At 53.8% G+C, this 17,787-nt stretch carries 14 protein-coding genes and 1 pseudogene; 6 read left to right on the plus strand and 9 right to left on the minus strand.

Going from position 1 to position 17,787, the window contains the following annotated elements:
• Window positions 1–3 precede the first annotated feature (3 nt).
• The gene (locus FDX01_RS08875) at window positions 4–354 is read right to left on the minus strand and encodes a lysozyme (RefSeq protein ID WP_137399645.1); all 351 of its coding nucleotides are present in this window, start codon (window positions 352–354) and stop codon (window positions 4–6) included.
• An 86-nt stretch (window positions 355–440) separates the two neighbouring features.
• Window positions 441–980 (minus strand): GNAT family protein, encoded by a 540-nt coding sequence (locus FDX01_RS08880; RefSeq protein WP_117342615.1) that lies wholly within the window; start codon window positions 978–980, stop codon window positions 441–443.
• A gap of 178 nt (window positions 981–1,158) precedes the next feature.
• On the opposite strand from FDX01_RS08880, the gene FDX01_RS08885 reads away from it, so the two are divergent.
• Entirely contained in the window at window positions 1,159–2,748 is a 1,590-nt protein-coding gene (locus FDX01_RS08885; protein WP_137399646.1) for an STY4199 family HEPN domain-containing protein, read from the plus strand.
• 30 nt (window positions 2,749–2,778) lie between these two features.
• On the opposite strand, the gene FDX01_RS08890 is transcribed toward FDX01_RS08885, so the two are convergent.
• On the minus strand, window positions 2,779–4,428 hold the full coding sequence (locus FDX01_RS08890; protein WP_115257227.1) for an alpha,alpha-trehalase: 1,650 nt from the start codon (window positions 4,426–4,428) through the stop codon (window positions 2,779–2,781).
• 302 nt (window positions 4,429–4,730) lie between these two features.
• Between FDX01_RS08890 and FDX01_RS08895 the strand changes: the two are divergent.
• Window positions 4,731–5,601: pseudogene (locus FDX01_RS08895) on the plus strand (cytochrome-c peroxidase); the annotation flags it as partial.
• A 100-nt stretch (window positions 5,602–5,701) separates the two neighbouring features.
• Here FDX01_RS08895 and gorA read toward each other — a convergent pair.
• Window positions 5,702–7,054: a glutathione-disulfide reductase gene (gene gorA / locus FDX01_RS08900; protein ID WP_137399647.1), complete on the minus strand. Its 1,353-nt coding sequence runs from the start codon at window positions 7,052–7,054 to the stop codon at window positions 5,702–5,704.
• 104 nt (window positions 7,055–7,158) lie between these two features.
• Window positions 7,159–8,001 carry a 23S rRNA (adenine(2030)-N(6))-methyltransferase RlmJ gene (locus FDX01_RS08905; RefSeq protein ID WP_137399648.1) on the minus strand — a complete coding sequence of 281 codons (843 nt, stop codon included), beginning with the start codon at window positions 7,999–8,001 and terminating at the stop codon, window positions 7,159–7,161.
• 214 nt (window positions 8,002–8,215) lie between these two features.
• On the opposite strand from FDX01_RS08905, the gene prlC reads away from it, so the two are divergent.
• Together prlC and rsmJ are read left to right on the plus strand one after the other, a co-directional pair.
• Window positions 8,216–10,258 (plus strand): oligopeptidase A, encoded by a 2,043-nt coding sequence (gene prlC / locus FDX01_RS08910; protein WP_117342500.1) that lies wholly within the window; start codon window positions 8,216–8,218, stop codon window positions 10,256–10,258.
• Between the two features lie 8 nt (window positions 10,259–10,266).
• Window positions 10,267–11,016, plus strand: coding sequence for a 16S rRNA (guanine(1516)-N(2))-methyltransferase RsmJ (gene rsmJ, locus FDX01_RS08915; protein WP_115257231.1), 750 nt, complete (start codon window positions 10,267–10,269; stop codon window positions 11,014–11,016).
• Between the two features lie 111 nt (window positions 11,017–11,127).
• On the opposite strand, the gene FDX01_RS08920 is transcribed toward rsmJ, so the two are convergent.
• On the minus strand, window positions 11,128–12,327 hold the full coding sequence (locus FDX01_RS08920) for an NAD(P)/FAD-dependent oxidoreductase (RefSeq protein ID WP_137399649.1): 1,200 nt from the start codon (window positions 12,325–12,327) through the stop codon (window positions 11,128–11,130).
• A gap of 230 nt (window positions 12,328–12,557) precedes the next feature.
• On the opposite strand from FDX01_RS08920, the gene FDX01_RS08925 reads away from it, so the two are divergent.
• Window positions 12,558–13,061, plus strand: coding sequence for an Rrf2 family transcriptional regulator (locus FDX01_RS08925; RefSeq protein WP_115257233.1), 504 nt, complete (start codon window positions 12,558–12,560; stop codon window positions 13,059–13,061).
• A gap of 87 nt (window positions 13,062–13,148) precedes the next feature.
• Here the strand turns inward: FDX01_RS08925 and dtpB are convergent, their stop codons facing one another.
• Together dtpB and uspA are read right to left on the minus strand one after the other, a co-directional pair.
• Window positions 13,149–14,621, minus strand: a complete 1,473-nt coding sequence (gene dtpB, locus FDX01_RS08930; RefSeq protein ID WP_115257234.1) for a dipeptide/tripeptide permease DtpB — start codon at window positions 14,619–14,621, stop codon at window positions 13,149–13,151.
• A 292-nt stretch (window positions 14,622–14,913) separates the two neighbouring features.
• Window positions 14,914–15,351, minus strand: a complete 438-nt coding sequence (gene uspA / locus FDX01_RS08935; RefSeq protein ID WP_003023368.1) for a universal stress protein UspA — start codon at window positions 15,349–15,351, stop codon at window positions 14,914–14,916.
• A 393-nt stretch (window positions 15,352–15,744) separates the two neighbouring features.
• On the opposite strand from uspA, the gene uspB reads away from it, so the two are divergent.
• A complete protein-coding gene (uspB, locus tag FDX01_RS08940) occupies window positions 15,745–16,080 on the plus strand; it encodes a universal stress protein UspB (RefSeq protein ID WP_096759190.1) in 336 nt (111 codons plus the stop codon).
• A gap of 64 nt (window positions 16,081–16,144) precedes the next feature.
• On the opposite strand, the gene pitA is transcribed toward uspB, so the two are convergent.
• The gene (pitA, locus tag FDX01_RS08945; protein ID WP_115257235.1) at window positions 16,145–17,644 is read right to left on the minus strand and encodes an inorganic phosphate transporter PitA; all 1,500 of its coding nucleotides are present in this window, start codon (window positions 17,642–17,644) and stop codon (window positions 16,145–16,147) included.
• Between the last annotated feature and the right edge of the window lie 143 nt (window positions 17,645–17,787).

Genomic DNA, 17,787 nt, shown 5'->3' on the forward strand with positions numbered 1-17,787 from the left:
CAGTCAGAACGTCTCTGGCTGTGAAATATGAGCAGGCCACATTTCTGATGCGCAAAACCGGGTTATCCCCACGCTAAACATCCACGCAATTAATGCTTCCAGCTGAAACAGATCGTTAAGTTGCGGCAGTTTCGCCTGGATTAATTCCTCGCAGGCGTAGAGATCCATGAGCAGCAGCGTTTCTGCCTGTGCTACTGAAATTTGGCTCGTGAAGGTTTCACCTACGGTGATTTCATGCCCGTAGCCAATGACCCAGACCCCGCGTTCATCCTGATATTTTTCCAGCGACAATCCCTGTCCTTGTTTAATAAAGGCGATACAGGCGGGCGTAAAATGTGATGAATGGCGGTACATACTGATTTCTCTGCAAAGAGAACCATTCTAGAGCAAACCTTCCGTTATGGTACCTGCCATACAGCCCGTTTTTTCAGTAAGACGCCTTATGACGCGCGGAGCGGATATTCGTGCTTTAACAGGCCGAAAATCCAGTCATCGTGCCAGGTTTGATGCAGCCAATAGCTTTCGCGCAGTGTACCTTCGAGAATAAATCCCGTCTTTTCCAGCAGACGTCGAGACGCATAATTGCCGGCGGTGACGCAGGCCGTCATACGGTGTAGCCCGCCGGTTGTAAACGCGAAATCACACACGGCATGCAAAGACTCCGCGCCATAGCCTTTACCTTGCGCTTCGGGCGCGAGCAGAAACCCCACTTCGGCACACTCATTATTTTCGTGAACATATCCGGTGACGCCGAGCGGCGTTCCCGAGTCGTTATCGCACATGACCAGGCATAGCCAGTGTGGGCTTCCGGGAGACCATTCGGCTAAACGCGAGTCGAATATTGTCCGTACGTCTTGTTCAGAGCGCGCATCAGAGACATAGTGCATTACGCCAGGATCCTGCTGTAATGCTAAGAAAAAATCCCAATCAGACGCCGTCAGCGGGCGGCAGGTCAGTCGTGGTGTTTTTAACACGGGCACAGGCTTATCTCCTGGATAATTTTCAATGATTACGAGGTCATCACTGTAAAACACATTCATTTGTTATATGAATGTGTTTCAGTTTACACCGGCACGTTTTAATACGGCGTCGCGTTTATAAAAAGAGCAATAAAGACCATTGTGAGGCCGTACCGTTACGGCCCTTTTAGGGATGATAATGACCAATAGCGCATTACCGGCGACATGTACGCCATTTGAACACTGTTTGGGGATCATCCGCCAGGCATCGGTGGAAATCCTGTTGTTGTTAGGTGTGCATGTTGCAGAGGGAAAAGACCCGCGCTGGTTTCTGGAACAGCTCGACCAGGCTCGCCTGAATCTGGGTGGCTGGGGGGCGGTAGCCAGACGATTGCAGATGAACGATGCGCAATTAAGCCAGTTCACCCTGCGGTTACGCCATCTTCAGCAAAACGTTCCCCAGTATGAAAGTGGTCAGGATGTCAGTGAAAACCAGCTCATTTCTGCGCTGCGTTTTGTCGCGTCTCTGGAGCAACTGCGCCAGCTTCAGCCGATCCTGCACTATCAAACCGATATTGAAAGTGGAGGACAGGAGGCGCAGCTGCAAGCGCAGAGTCAACTTCGTGCTATAGAGTTAACCCTCAAAGCCCTTGTCGCAAGGGTATGGCCGGACCAGCATCCGCTCAACAGCTTCCTGAAACAGCACTTCGGTGCCGACCGGCTGCGCCGCTGGCTTAAGCTGGGTGAGGGGCGTGATGCGCTGGACGGCATGTTGTTTAGCGAGCTGGCGCTGATGGTGGTCGATAAGAAACTGTTCGTGCGCCACTTTACCCAGATTTTTAATGACACTTCGGTACTCACGCTGTTTGTCGAACCGCGCTTAACGCTGCGCATGTTTCTTGATGATTGCCGGATAGCACGTAATAGCATTCTTGCTCAGCAGCCGCTGACCTCGGTACAGCTGATGTTGTTAAAGTATCAGTACCGACAAATTACCCACCCCGTGCAGCGGGCGTTTGAAGAACGTCGTGTCCGCATCAATCCCGCATCGTATCTGGAATCTGATGAGGGTCTCGTTCGCCAGTTCTGGGAAACGGCAAAGCAAAAGGCTGAACAGACCGGGGATGATAAACAAGAAATTGCCGACAGCATTGACCCACCAGAAAAGCGAGCGCAGCGTACGGCTGAAGAGCGTGAGCAGCTGATTTCCAACATGCTGTGGGTCGCCGTTGGCGCGATGGTGCTGGCAATATCGCTGGGCGCATTCTGGTTATTTAGCTCGCCTGCGCCGCGGGTGACCGCCGGTCAATCGGTTGAAATCATACAAGAGGAACCGCGACGTGATGCTCCTTCCGCACGGGAAGCCGTGACCCGCATGGGCATTTCGTGGGATGCGTTTACCATGCGGGCGGCTATCGATCGCAATGATACCCGCATTACGTCATTGTTTTTACAAGGCGGGATGGACTGGAAGCTGGCGTGGACGGAGCAGGCGTTCTCTGCGGGCAATACTGCTGTGCTGAAGCTGTTGTTGCGCTATCCCTTGCAGATGGATGAAACCCAGCCCTGTCAGCAGTTTATGAGTACGCTAAGTCATGCGATGTCGAACGGCGCATCGCTGACGTCGCTGCATAAAAGCTATCTGCAAAGTTTTTGTGCTAAACCGGACGTTGTCGCGCGCCAACGGTATGACGCCGAGCAAGCCGAACGACGCGCTCGCGCGGAGCCAAACGCCGAAAACAAGAAATGGCAGAAAATTCATACCGCGCTGTATGACGCCATTAACTGACGGTCTGATGAGCAACGTCTTGTCAGACCGTTACGGCTCGCCGTAGAGACCGATTAATCGGCGCACGACGCCGTTGGTCCAGCCAAAGCCATCCTGCAACGGGTACTCGCCGCCGCCGCCTTCACGCGGCGTGCCGTCGGCGATATGGTACTTCTCGATAAGCTTATGGTGCTCCTGATAAAAAAGGTTAACCGTTTTCAACCAGTTGCGGGCAATCTCATCTCCCAGGTGGTCGTCACCGTACAGCTTGAAGCCCTGAATCGCCATCCACTGCAGCGGTGCCCAGCCGTTGGGTTTATCCCACTGTTCACCGGTTTCGTATTCCGTCGCCATAATACCCCCGGGGGTTAACAGACGGCTGCGTACGGCATTAGCGAGGCGGTCGGCTTGTGCATGGGTTGCCATACCGACATACAGCGGCACGATACTGGCGGCGGAGAAGAGGGCCATCTCTTCGCGTCGCCAGTCATAATCCCGATAACAGCCGTTTTCATCATCCCATAGAAAGTGGTCCACGGCGGCGCGGCGGTTGGTGGCTTTCTGGCGAAACAGAGCCTCGGTTTCGCGATCGCCTTTCAGTGCCGAAATGTTTGCAATGGTGCTTTCCAGTTTGTACAGGAAGGCGTTGAGATCAATGGGGATGAACTGGGTGGTGCGGATGCTGGCAAGGCGGCCCGCATCGCGCAGCCAGCGTGAGGAGTAATCCCAGCCGGAAGCCGCACCGGCACGCAAATCCCGGTACACCTCATTCGGCGGTCGGCCAGAATGCTTGGCCGTTTCGACGTCTTCGATCCACGATTCATCGCGCGGGGTATCACGATCGTCCCAATAACGGTTGAGCAGAGAACCATCTGGCATTCTGATGACATGACGGTACGCCTGGTTTAACGCCAGGGAATCTGCGCCATCCATCCAGAACGCGTATTCCATTTTGAGATGATCCAGATAACGCCGCGCGCCGCGCACGCCATCTTCTTCAAACAGTTCCACCATCAGTGCAAACACCGGCGGCTGAGAGCGACTCAGGTAGTAGGTCCGATTACCGTTCGGGATATGGCCATAGTTTTCAATCATCCAGGCAAAGTTATCCGCCATACATTTCAGCAGATCCCCCCGACCGCTCTCCGCCAGACCGAGCATAGTGAAGTAGGAATCCCAGTAGTAGGTTTCGCTAAAACGTCCGCCCGGCACAATATACGACTGCGGCAGCGCCAGCAGCGAGGACCAGGGAATGTGATCCTGCGGTTCGCGTGTCAGCACTGGCCACAGCTGGTCAATATGCTCTTTCAGAGAGTCCTGCGGGTTGGAAACGTACTCACTCGACGGGGTCTCGGGGAGCCAGAAATGGTTCTCAACAAAGCGCTGCAGGTCAAAGTCCCGGTGCCGCTTAACCTTGCGATAGCGGATCAAAATGTCCAGCGGGTCCATTTTGGGTGCGCAGTCGGGGAAGGTTTTGCTGTCGGCAAACAGCTTTGACGACTGAACATGTTCGAACAGTTCGAGGTAACGATCGGCGGGCGTTAACGCATCTGAGGCAGGCAGCCCTTCAATCATCTCCGGCTCAGGCTCTGCCTCAATCATTTCATCCAGCTTTAACTCGCACGGATCCATTTCATAAAGCAGATCGAGGTCGATCGTCAGTTCTTCTGAAGGGGCGTGGGGTAGTTTCTGGTTGAGCATAATGAGAAAGACCTCCGGTAAAGAGATGGTGAAAGGAAACGGCTATTGCCCGGCTGTCTGTTAAGCGTAGACATTCGCTTCGGTGTCGGGTGAGTAAAGCGTGCGGTTGATCACGTTCTTATGTTTTTTAATATTTAAAAAATCAAACTATCTTAATGATAATAATGAAGAATTACTGGTCTTGTGCGATCTGTATATTTTCCATTTTCAGAACATTCGATTGCAACGAGGTGTGAACAGAATCAGCTAACATCCGATCCCTGTAATAGGTGCAGGCTATTCTAATGATAGTTCTGGCCCATGTAATCTGGGCCGGTAAGGTCAGTGATGCTGAGCGAGAAGACATTCTTGGCTGGGTAGCCAAACAACGTGAGCAGTACTACGCCAGCCGTGATACCGCCACGCAGCATCGTAATGAGCCCGTACAGCCAATACCGGAAAGTATTCCGACTGATGCCCGCAAAGTGGCGCTGGGCTTTACGCTTTATCATGACCCGCGCATTTCTGGCGACAGCACGATCTCCTGTGCGCACTGCCACGCCTTAAACGCAGGCGGTGTGGATGGCAGGAAAACGTCAATCGGTGTCGGTGGCGTCGAAATCCTGGGATGAAATTATCCAGAAGTTAAATAAAGACCCGGTGCTGAAGCAAGAATTTATCACCATTTATCCTCAGGGATTCAGCGGGGACAATATTACCGATGCGATTGCTGAGTTTGAGAAAACGCTAATTACGCCAAATGCACCGTTTGATAAATGGCTGCGGGGTGATGAAAGCGCGTTAACGGCTCAGCAAAAACATGGCTATCAATTATTTAAGGAAAATAAATGTGCCACCTGCCATGGCGGTATTATTTTAGGCGGGCGTTCATTTGAACCCTTAGGCTTGAAAAAGGACTTTAATTTTGGTGAGGTCACTGCCGTAGATATTGGTCGAATGAACGTCACCAATGAATTACGAGATAAGCTGCGCCAGAAAGTCCCTGGATTACGCAACGTTGCACTGACTGCGCCTTATTTCCACCGGGGAGATGTGCCAACCCTCGACGGCGCGGTAAAACTGATGCTGCGTTATCAGGTCGGCAAAGAACTGCCGCAAAAAGATATCGACGATATCGTGGCGTTCCTTGAAAGCCTCAACGGGATCTATACGCCGTATATGCAGGATAAGTGATTAATACAATGCCGAAGGGCGACTGATGCTTTATCTGGCCTACATATTACGGTGTTTGTAGGCCGGATAAGGCATTAGCTGCCATCCGGCATTTATAGTATTAACGCATGGTGACAAATTCTTCCGACGCGGTCGGGTGAATAGCGACTGTGTTGTCGAAGTCTTTCTTGGTCGCGCCCATTTTCAGTGCCACGGCAAAGCCCTGCAGCATTTCGTCCATGCCAAAGCCGATGCCGTGAATACCGACAATCTTCTCTTCCGGACCCACGCACACCAGCTTCATACGGCACGGCTGACGGTGTGTGGTGACAGCGGTATACATCGCGGTAAACGATGATTTATACACTTTCACCTGATCATCGCCGTGCTGCTCGCGCGCCTGTTGCTCGGTTAAGCCGATGGTGCCAATTGGCGGATGGCTGAAGACCACGGTCGGGATGTTGCTGTAGTCCAGATGTTCGTCCGGCTTGTTGTTAAACAGACGTTCGGACAGGCGACGACCCGCGGCAACGGCAACCGGCGTTAATTCAACGGCACCGGTGTTATCGCCCACGGCGTAAATCCCAGGAACGCTAGTGTTCTGGTATTTATCAACGATGATGTAACCTTTTTCGTTGGTTTTCACGCCAGTAACCGCCAGGTTAAAGTTATCGGTTGCCGGTTCACGGCCAATCGCCCAGATCAGGCAATCCACGGTCTGGCTACGACCATCTTCCAGCTCCAGGGTCAGGCTGCCATCTGCATTTTTAACCACCGCTTTTGGAATCGCGTGTGTATGCAGGGTCGGGCCTTCGGCATTCATTACCTCAACCAGCGTGTCGACGATCATCGGGTCAAAGCTGCGCAGCGGCGCGTGTTTACGCACGAACAGATGTGTTTCTGCGCCCAGGCCGTTAATCACGCCAGCCAGTTCAACGGCGATGTAACCTGCACCAACTACCGCAACGCGCTTCGGCAGGGCCGGCAGTTCAAAGAAACCGTCGGAATCAATACCGTATTCCACGCCTGGAATGTTCGGGTGGCTCGGGCGGCCGCCGGTAGCAATCAAAATATGATCGGCGGTGATGGTTTCACCGTTTACTTCAATGGTCTTGGCATCAACGAAGCGGGCAAAACCTTTGATCACATCGACATTATTTTTACCCAGTACGTTGTCGTACGAGGTGTGAATGCGGTCGATATAGGCGGTACGGGTGGCAATCAGCTTGTCCCAGTCGAATTTATTGATGGTGGTATCGAAGCCGTAGTCCGGGCCGTACATATGGATCGCTTCACGAACCTGTGCGGCATGCCACATCACTTTCTTCGGTACACAGCCAACGTTGACGCAGGTACCGCCCAGTTCTTTGGCCTCAATCAACGCGCATTTCTGACCGTACATGGCCGCGCGGTTAATGGAGGCGATACCGCCGCTGCCGCCGCCGATAGCGATGTAATCATAGTGTTTGGTCATGACCGCTCCTTCATGTTCATTGTAGGGCGGAGAAGCGTTATGCCTTCCGCCAAAATATTCGCGATTGTATACCTGAAATCAAAAGGTTCCACCGATGGCTGCGATTACTCCGGTACGATCCAGCTTACCGAGGTATGTCCGGTTCCCGCCGGAACCAGTTTGCGGTGCAGCCACGGCAGCACATTATTCATTTGCTGTTCCAGCTTCCACGGTGGGTTAACCACAATCATGCCGGACGCCGTCATGCCGCGTTGATCGCTGTCCGGACGAACCGCCAGCTCAATTTGCAGGATGCGGCGAATGCCGGTCGCTTCCAGCTCTTTGGTCATGCGTTTGATTTGCTGGCGCAGGACTACCGGATACCACAGGGCATAGGTGCCGGTTGCGAAACGCTTATAGCCTTCGTGGATACCGGCCACTACCGCCTGGTAGTCGGTTTTAATTTCGTACGGCGGATCGATGAGGATCAGCCCGCGACGGGAGACGGGTGGTAATTTCGATTTCAACTGCTGATAGCCGTCGGCTTTTGCCACGCGCGCGCGCTCATCTTTCTGGAATTCGGAGCGCAGCAGCGGAAAATCGCTCGGGTGCAGTTCGGTTAGCTGCAGGCTGTCCTGCGCGCGCAGCAGCTGGCGGGCAATCAGCGGAGAGCCTGGGTAGTAGCGCAGTTGACCGCTACGGTTGAAATGATTCACTACGCTGATGAACGGCTCGAGTTCTGCCGGCAGGTCGTCCTGCTGCCAGATGCGGGCGATACCTTCCAGATACTCACCGGTACGTTCAGCACGTTCACTGCTCAGCTGATAACGGCCCGCACCGGCGTGGGTGTCCAGATAGAGAAACGGTTTATCTTTCTCTTTGAGCGACTCGATGATCAGGCTCTGAACCGTGTGTTTAAGGACGTCGGCGTGGTTGCCAGCGTGAAAGCTGTGGCGATAACTGAGCATGGGTAAACGTGTTCCAGGTTGTAAACGTAGGCCCGATAAGCTGCGTGCTATCGGGCGAAAATAGAGCGTATCGCCACAGTATACAGAAAAGTCGTCACTGCCGCGAAAGCGCAACGCCTGGCATTGAAATCCTCTACACTTAACCCCATTCTACAAATAATATGCACAGCGCCGGATGCGCGCTTCATTCACTCTTTTCTACAGGACTGCGCTAATGACCAATCCATTGCTGACTCCCTTCGAACTGCCGCCGTTTTCCAAAATTCAGCCGGAGCATGTTGTACCCGCCGTCACTAAGGCGCTGAACGACTGCCGCGAAAACGTCGAGCGCGTGGTTGCGCAGGGGGCGCCATACACCTGGGAAAATCTTTGCCAGCGGCTGGCGGAAGTGGACGATGTTCTGGGGCGTATCTTCTCTCCGGTCAGCCATCTGAACTCGGTGAAAAATAGCCCGGAACTGCGCGAAGCCTACGAACAAACGCTGCCGCTGCTGTCTGAGTACAGCACCTGGGTTGGGCAACATGAAGGCCTGTACCAGGCGTACCGCGATCTGCGTGAAGGTGACCATTACGCCACTCTGAATACCGCGCAGAAAAAAGCCGTCGATAACGCCCTGCGTGACTTTGAGCTTTCTGGTATCGGCCTGCCGAAAGAAAAACAGCAGCGCTACGGTGAAATCGCGACCCGCCTGTCTGAACTTGGCAACCTGTACAGCAACAACGTGCTCGACGCCACCATGGGCTGGACCAAACTGGTCACCGACGAATCTGAGCTGGCTGGCATGCCGGAAAGTGCGCTGGCGGCAGCAAAAGCCCAGGCCGAAGCCAAAGAGCAGGAAGGTTATCTGCTGACGCTGGATATCCCGAGCTATCTGCCGGTGATGACCTACTGCGACAACCAGGCATTGCGTGAAGAAATGTACCGCGCCTACTCCACCCGTGCGTCCGATCAGGGGCCCAATGCGGGCAAATGGGACAACAGCCCGGTGATGGAAGAGATCCTCGCGCTGCGCCACGAGCTGGCTCAATTGCTGGGCTTTGAAAGCTATGCCTTTAAATCTCTCGCCACTAAAATGGCCGAGAACCCGCAGCAGGTGCTCGACTTCCTGACCGATCTGGCAAAACGTGCCCGTCCGCAGGGTGAAAAAGAGCTGGCCCAGCTGCGCGCCTTCGCCAAAGCAGAGTTTGGCGTTGATGAGCTGCAGCCGTGGGATATCGCCTACTACAGCGAGAAACAGAAACAGCACCTGTACAGCATCAGCGACGAGCAGTTGCGCCCGTACTTCCCGGAAAACAAAGCCGTAAACGGCCTGTTCGAAGTGGTTAAGCGTATTTATGGCATCACTGCCAAAGAGCGTACCGATGTTGACGTCTGGCACCCGGAAGTGCGTTTCTTTGAGCTGTATGACGAACACAACGAACTGCGCGGCAGCTTCTATCTGGATCTTTATGCGCGTGAAAACAAGCGCGGTGGGGCATGGATGGACGACTGCGTTGGGCAGATGCGTAAAACCGACGGCACGCTGCAAAAACCGGTCGCTTACCTGACCTGCAACTTTAACCGTCCGGTCAGCGGCAAGCCGGCGCTGTTTACCCACGATGAAGTGATTACCCTGTTCCACGAGTTCGGTCACGGCCTGCATCATATGCTGACCCGCATCGAAACGGCCGGTGTTTCCGGTATCAACGGTGTGCCGTGGGATGCTGTCGAACTGCCAAGCCAGTTTATGGAAAACTGGTGCTGGGAGCCGGAAGCGCTGGCGTTTATCTCCGGTCACTATGAAACCGGTGAGCCGCTGCCTAAAGAACTGCTGGATAAAATGCTGGCGGCGAAAAACTACCAGGCGGCGCTGTTCATCCTGCGTCAGCTGGAGTTCGGTCTGTTCGACTTCCGTCTGCACGCTGAGTTTAACCCGCAGCAAGGGGCGAAAATTCTCGACACCCTGGCGGAGATTAAAAAGCAGGTTGCCGTGGTGCCGGGCCCAACATGGGGTCGCTTCCCGCACGCTTTCAGCCATATTTTTGCCGGGGGTTATGCGGCGGGTTATTACAGCTATCTGTGGGCTGACGTGCTGGCGGCGGACGCCTTCTCCCGCTTTGAAGACGAAGGGATTTTCAACCGTGAAACCGGCCAGTCGTTCCTCGATAACATCCTGACCCGTGGGGGTTCCGAAGAGCCTATGGAGCTGTTCAAACGCTTCCGTGGCCGTGAGCCGCAACTGGATGCGATGCTGGACCATTACGGCATCAAGGGCTGAAGACTGGCGTGAAAATTTGTTTACTGGATGAAACGGGCGCCGGAGACGGCGCCTTATCTGTTCTGGCTGCCCGCTGGGGACTGGAACACGATGAAGACAATCTGATGGCGCTGGTGATGACACCGGCGCATCTGGAACTGCGCAAGCGCGATGAACCCAAGCTCGGCGGCATCTTCGTTGATTTTGTCGGCGGGGCGATGGCCCACCGGCGCAAATTTGGCGGCGGTCGCGGTGAAGCGGTGGCGAAAGCCGTTGGCGTGAAAGGCGATTATCTGCCGGACGTGGTGGACGCGACGGCCGGGTTGGGACGCGATGCGTTCGTGCTGGCCTCCGTGGGCTGTCGCGTACGGATGCTGGAACGTAACCCGGTAGTGGCGGCGTTGCTCGACGATGGCCTGGCGCGCGGTTATGCCGATGCGGAAATTGGCCCGTGGTTGCAGGCGCGTTTGCAGTTAATTCATGCATCCAGCCTGACGGCGCTCACCGATATCACCCCACGCCCGCAGGTGGTATACCTCGACCCGATGTTCCCGCATAAGCAGAAAAGCGCGTTGGTGAAAAAAGAGATGCGCGTGTTTCAGTCGCTGGTGGGGCCGGATTTAGATGCCGATGGCCTGCTGGAGCCTGCGCGCCAGTTAGCCACTAAACGCGTGGTGGTCAAGCGCCCGGACTATGCCCCGCCGCTGGCGGAGGTGGCAACGCCGAACGCGGTGGTGACCAAAGGGCACCGGTTTGATATTTATGCCGGAACTCCGTAAGCCGGATAACACGCGTCGCGTCGCCATCCGGCATGGTTTGCTGCCCGATGGCGCTGCGCTTATCGGGCATACGCGCAGCCTTGCGAGTACGCTGACATCCGGCAATATCAATTACACAAACGGTGCCAGCGGGTCGGCAATCTCAAAGGCGACTGTACGGTCCGCTTTCGGTGGATAAATCAGCTCGCTGACGATTGATCGCTTCAGTTTCTTCGCCTCTGCGCGCGTCAGTTTCACCTGCTGAACCCAGCCTTCGCTGTACACCGCGCCCCACGCGCCCAGATCCAGACAGGTGACGTAGTTTTCCTGGCGATAGGGCAGTGGCATCACATCTAACAGGCAGGCAGCGGCATTGTTCCCGGCAAATTTACCCAACAGAATCGCGTGCTGGCAGGTCATTAAGGCGTGGTTGCCTTTGTCATCAGTGGCGGCCCAGGCGACATCACCCGTCGCGTAGATATCCTCGTGGCCCACAACCTGAAGATGCGCATTCACATGCAGACGGCCCTGACGATCGCGCGGGGCGTCGATCTGTGCCGTTAAGCCGTTTGCCTGCACGCCGACCGTCCAGATAACGGTTTGTGATGCAATCGTCTGCCCGTCTTTCAGCGTCACGCCGGACGCATCCACGCTTTCGACTTCTGCATTGACCCGCCATTCCACACCCAGTTCAGCGGAGGCTTCGGCGATCACATCGCGCAGCTCCCGGCTCCAGCGTGCACCCGGTTGCGGGCCGCGTTCAACTACGACAACTCTGGTCTTAGCATCAGCACCGAGAATGTCGCGCAGGCGACCCGGTAATTCCAGCGCCATTTCGATCCCGGTAAAGCCGCCGCCGCAGACCACCACGGTATTGCGCGCCTCGCTTTCTGGTCTGTGCGCGAGATCTTTCAGATGCTGCTCCAGTACGGTTGCGCTTTCCAGCTGATCGAGGTCGAAGGCGTGCTGCGCAGCGCCGGCAACCCTATTGCGATTAACTTCACTGCCGCTGGCCAGAATCAGCCGGTCGTAGCGGAGAAGCTGTTTTTGGCCCGTTGCGTCCGTCCAGCTCACTTCTTTAGATTGTGGAAGCAACTGGGTAACCGTGCCGCGCAGGAAGTTCACACCGGTGACATCAAACAGCGGCTGCAGTGGCGCAACCAGCGTCTGGACATCATTCTCATAAAAACGCGGGCGCACGCGCAGCTCTGGCTGCGGCGCAATAACAGTAATATCAATGGGCTGCTGATGTTTATCCGCCAGTCGTGCGGCGCTTAATGCTGCCCACATACCGGCAAAACCGGCGCCCACGATCAGAATTTTTTTACGCATTGGCGTTTCTCACTGGTGACTATGAATTATTTACTCGGATTTTATTGGTCGTAGTTAAAGATTGCAATGTGATTTCCTGTAAAAGCGCTTCTTTGTCTGTCGAATTGTATTTATATATTTGATATTTAATGAATTAAATTTTATTTATGAGCAGGTGAATTCTGAGTATCTGGTATGTGCAGGCCGAAAAAGTTACAATAACTCAGATTCATTTTTGCTGAGATAAGAGCATGGCATTCTACAGTTCCGGGGTTGAGTACGGCATCCATAGCCTGATGTGTATGGTTGACAGTAAGGGGGATGCGCGGGATATGAGCGTACGGGAAATTGCTGAGCTACAAAGCGTGCCGTATGACTATCTGGCGAAGATCTTCACCCGTCTGTCGAAGGCCGGACTGGTGCGCAGCAGTGAAGGAAAGGGCGGCGGTTTTCAGCTCGCCAGGCCCGCCGAGCACATCACGGTGCTGGACGTGGTCAATGCCATTGACGGCGATAAGCGCATCTTCGAATGCCGTGAAATCCGCCAGCGCTTAGCGGTCTTTGAGGAGCATCCGCCGGAGTGGGCCTGTGAAGGGATTTGCGGCGTGCGCTCAGTGATGGATATGGCGCAGCAGCGTATGGAAGAGGCGCTTGGTCAGCACACGATCCTGGATTTGGCGCGTAAGATGTATCGCAAAGCACCGGATACGTTTGTCGTAGAAGTGCAGGACTGGATCGACGCACGCAAAGGATAACCACTAAAAATGCCCGATAGCGCAAGGCGTATCGGGCATAATGAATGTAGGCCGGATAAGGCAATAGCCGCCATCCGGCACGGCGTATTACTGTTCAGTACTCGGCGTATTAATCATCCGATTCAGCCAGGGCACCATAATCGCCATCACTACCGTGACGGCCAGCGTGACCAGACCGATTTTACTAAAGACGTTGGTATAGATAGGCAGCGTCTGTAGCGGGTCAGTGATGTTTTCCGGTACCGCGGTGAACGTTGCCACGTAGCCACCCATCAGGAACGCTGCAGCCTGGGTCAGGAACCACATCCCCAGAATAAAGCCCATCAGATGCTGCGGCACCAGCGCGGCGACCATGGCCAGCCCCAGGGCGCTAATCAGCAACTCACCCAGACTCTGGAACAGATACACCAGCACGATGAACCACGGCGAGGTCAGCCCCTGCGCATCGGCAAACCACATACCCGCGGCAGCAGCGGTCAGGAAGCCCAGTGAGCACAGGAACATACCGAGCGTGAACTTCATCGGCATGGTCAGGTCTTTGCCCTTGTTGCCCAGACGGGTATAAATCACTGCCAGTACCGGGCTGGCAAGCACCACCCAGAACGGGTTCAATGCCTGGAAGCTCACCGGGTTGATGGCGAAACCGAGAATTTCATGGTGCACGTTATTGATGGCAAAGAAGTTCAGTGATGTCGGCATCTGCGCGTACAGCACGTAGAACACCACCGCTTCCAGCATCAGGATAAAGGCTACGAACATCTTATTGCGCCCGGTTTTATCCAGTTTGAATGCCTGACGGAAGAAGATGATGGTGACGATAATCGACAGGACGATCAGCACCAGGTTGGCAACTTTCACGTTGTGCATCAACCAGGCGCACACGAATATCATCACCACGGTACCGGCCAGTACACACAGCAGATTGCGGAATACCAGCGGCTTATGGTCCGGCTCAGAACCGATATCCTTCACCATGCCACGGCAGGCAAAATAGACCAGCAGTGCAACGATAAGTCCCGCGCCACACAGGTTGTAAGTCACCGCATAGCCAAACTTATCGGCAATGACCGGCGCCAGCGACAGCGACAGCAGGGAGCCGATGTTAATCGACATATAAAACAGGGTGAAGGCGCCGTCCAGTCGGGCGTCTTTTGGCGGATAGCATTTTGACAGCAAGCTTGCCGGGTTAGCTTTAAACAGCCCGTTACCTACGGCGATGGTACCCAACGCAATAAAAATCAGGTCGGGTTTCAGCAGCGACATTCCGGTCATGAAATAGCCAATGGCTAACACTATAGCGCCGAGAACCAGCGTGCGCTTGGTGCCCAACAGGTGGTCGCCAACGTAGCCGCCAATGGATATCAGGCCGTACACCAGCGCGGCAAACGCACCGAAGGTGATAAACGCCTGTTCCTGAGAGAAGCCGAGTTGTTTAACAAAAAATACCGCCAGGATACCCTGAACGCCGTAATAGCCAAATCGTTCCCATAATTCTACAAAAAAGATCATGAAGAACGGACGAGGTTGCTGCAGCAAGCCCGTAGGTGCTCGTGTATTCATATTCCTTCGCCTTTCAAAGCCATCCCGAAAAGTATGAACGCGTATTCTAAAACGCGCCGAAAAAGTCTTATTTTGTTATAGACTGCGGTGATAGGCCGCGCGGGTAGAGTATTATAGAGATAGTTTTCGATCCAATTAGTTGATCACACTAATTATGATTTATTTGTTGGATTGATGTACTGATGGGCAATGGTTTTCACGCAAGGTACAAAAACAAAAACGCCCGCACAGGCGGGCGCTTACAGGCTTAAATGTTTACAGCGGGGCGGGTTACCCCCCGACAGCTAGCATTTTATGCTTCTTCGTCATCTCGCAGCGGGACAATCAACATGTCGACGTGAACGGTGTTGATCAGCTGGCGCGCAGAGGACATCAGCTTGCTCCAGAAATCCTGGTGATGGCCGCACACGACAAGATCCATATCGTATTTTTTGATGGCATCAACCAGAACCTGACCCAGATCGCCGCTACCGCTCAGGGTTTCGGTGATAGGGTAGCCTGCGTTGGTGGACAGTTCGGTTAACGCGTGATGAGTTTCTTCAGAAATGCGTTTCTGCATGTCGCCCAGATTTACGTCGATTAGCCCGGTGTACAGGTCGGAATAGTTTACGTCAACGTGGATAAGGGAAACTTTTGCATTGTAAGGCCGCGCCATAGAGACCGCTTTTTCAACCAGAACTTTGCTTTCCGGAGAAAGATCAACCGCGATGAGAATGTGTTTATAAGCCATAGTGTTACTCCTTCCATAAGTTGTCGATGACTAGCCTTCTGGCGATCGTTTGCCGCCGCGTCATCCGCATCCTGCGGACCTTACGCGCGGGGCTAGCCCAGTCGTAAAGACGTACCCTATAGGGACTATCCTTACATTATAGCGACCAGAATAATCCGTCAATCCACCTTGATTGCCAAGTAGTTAAACAAATTTTTCAGTTAATTGTATTGATAGTGATTAACCTTCTGGCAAAAAAATTAACTAATCTCCTACACTATCTAGAGAGGCGCTCGGATGCGTGACACTAACACGAGCGGTTTCGGTAGCACTCTTCACTGCATAGTTTGGTAGGGTATCGGGGAGCGGTAGTCCCGGAGAGGAACTCCGTGGGCGGGTCGCCGGGGAGGGGGTATGATAAGCACCATTGCGTTATTCTGGGCTTTGTGTGTCGTTTGCATTGTTAATATGGCGCGCTATTTCTCGTCGTTGCGCGCACTGTTAGTGGTACTTCGTGGTTGCGATCCATTGCTTTACCAGTATGTTGATGGCGGAGGCTTTTTTACCTCGCATGGGCAACCCAACAAGCAGATGCGTCTGGTGTGGTATATCTACGCTCAGCGCTATCGCGATCATCATGATGATGAGTTTATTCGCCGCTGTGAGCGCGTGCGCGGTCAGTTCATTCTCACCAGTTCGTTATGTGGGCTGGTATTAATCAGTATGGTTGCGCTGATTATCTGGCACTGAAGCTGATGACAGCGTAAAAAAAAGCGGACCTGTTTGCAGGCCCGCTTTTTTATTGCGCATTCGCTTAGATAAGCTTCAGGGAGAGCCAGTACAGCCCCCCGGAAAGAATAATCGCCGCAGGCAGGGTGAAGACCCAGGCCATCAGAATGCTGGTCACTGTTTTACGCTGTAAGCCGCCACCGTCAACGACCATCGTACCCGCAACGGAAGAGGAGAGTACGTGGGTGGTGGAAACTGGCATACCGGTATAACTGGCGAGACCGATAGAGACGGCGGCCGTCATCTGCGCCGACATCCCCTGAGCATAGGTCATGCCTTTCTTACCGATTTTCTCACCGATAGTGGTTGCCACGCGACGCCAGCCAATCATCGTACCGCAGCCCAGAGCCAGCGCAACGGCCATGATGATCCACACCGGAGCGTACTCAATGGTGCTCAGCATGTCGGTTTTCAGTTTCTTCAACAGACGCTGATCGTCGTTGCTTACACCAGGCAGTTTCACGACCTTATCGGTGGTATCGGAAATGCACAGCATAATACGGCGCAGTTGTCCGCGCTGCTCAACGCTTAACTTGTCGTAGGTTTCCAGATTCGCCAGCATACCTTTCGCACGTTCCAGCGCGTTAATGGTATTAGCCGGGTGGCAATGGAACTCTGTCGTCGTCGCTGTACCTGTTTCCGTCGGTGACGGAATCAACTGGTCTACGCCGGTCGCCTGCTTGAGCAGGTCAGGACGTTGCTGGAAGAAGGTTTCGACGTTATTGATAGCATCGCGTGTACGGGTAATTTCGTAACCGGAAGCGTTCATATTCACCACGAAACCGGCAGGTGCTACGCCAATCAGTACCAGCATGACCAGACCAATGCCTTTCTGCCCGTCGTTTGCGCCATGAGAGAACGCCACGCCGATTGCTGAGAGGATCAGTGCGATACGTGTCCAGAATGGCGGCTTTTTCTTGCCGTCTTTCTTTTCACGCTCTGCTGGCGTCAGGTGAATACGGGCACGTTTTTTAGTACCGCTCCAGTAGCGACGCAGCAAAAAGATCAGGCCGCCTGCAACCACCAGGCCGACAATCGGCGAGATGATAAGAGAGGCAAAAATACCTATCACTTTCGGGATGTTAAGTGCATCCACGACCGATGTGCCGTTCATCAATGCATTGGTTAAACCAATACCGATAATCGCGCCAATCAGCGTGTGGGAGCTGGATGCAGGCAAACCAAAGTACCAGGTACCCAGGTTCCAGATAATTGCCGCCAACAGCATAGAGAACACCATGGCGAGGCCATGTGATGAACCCATGTTGAGCAGCAGATCCGTTGGCAACATATGCACGATGGCATACGCTACGCTGAGACCGCCCAGCAAAACACCAAAGAAGTTAAACACCGCAGCCATGATCACCGCCAATTGCGAACGCATGGCACGGGTGTAGATCACAGTAGCGACGGCATTGGCTGTATCATGGAAGCCGTTAATTGCTTCGTAGAACAGAACAAAAGCCAAAGCAAGCAAGAGTAAAAGCCCGGTATGTAAATCCAGGCCAGCAAACAAATGTAGCATAGGACGTTACGCCATTTTGAGGACATGAACGCGGCGCATTATCAGTGACTTTGGCGGCGCGGGCAAAGTGAAATATAGAGTTTTTTTGATTTGTCTCCTGCTTTGTATGACACCACTAAAGAATTATCTTATAGAATTCAGAT

The organism is Citrobacter sp. wls613, assembly GCF_005281195.1.
Taxonomy (GTDB): Bacteria; Pseudomonadota; Gammaproteobacteria; order Enterobacterales; family Enterobacteriaceae; genus Citrobacter; species Citrobacter gillenii.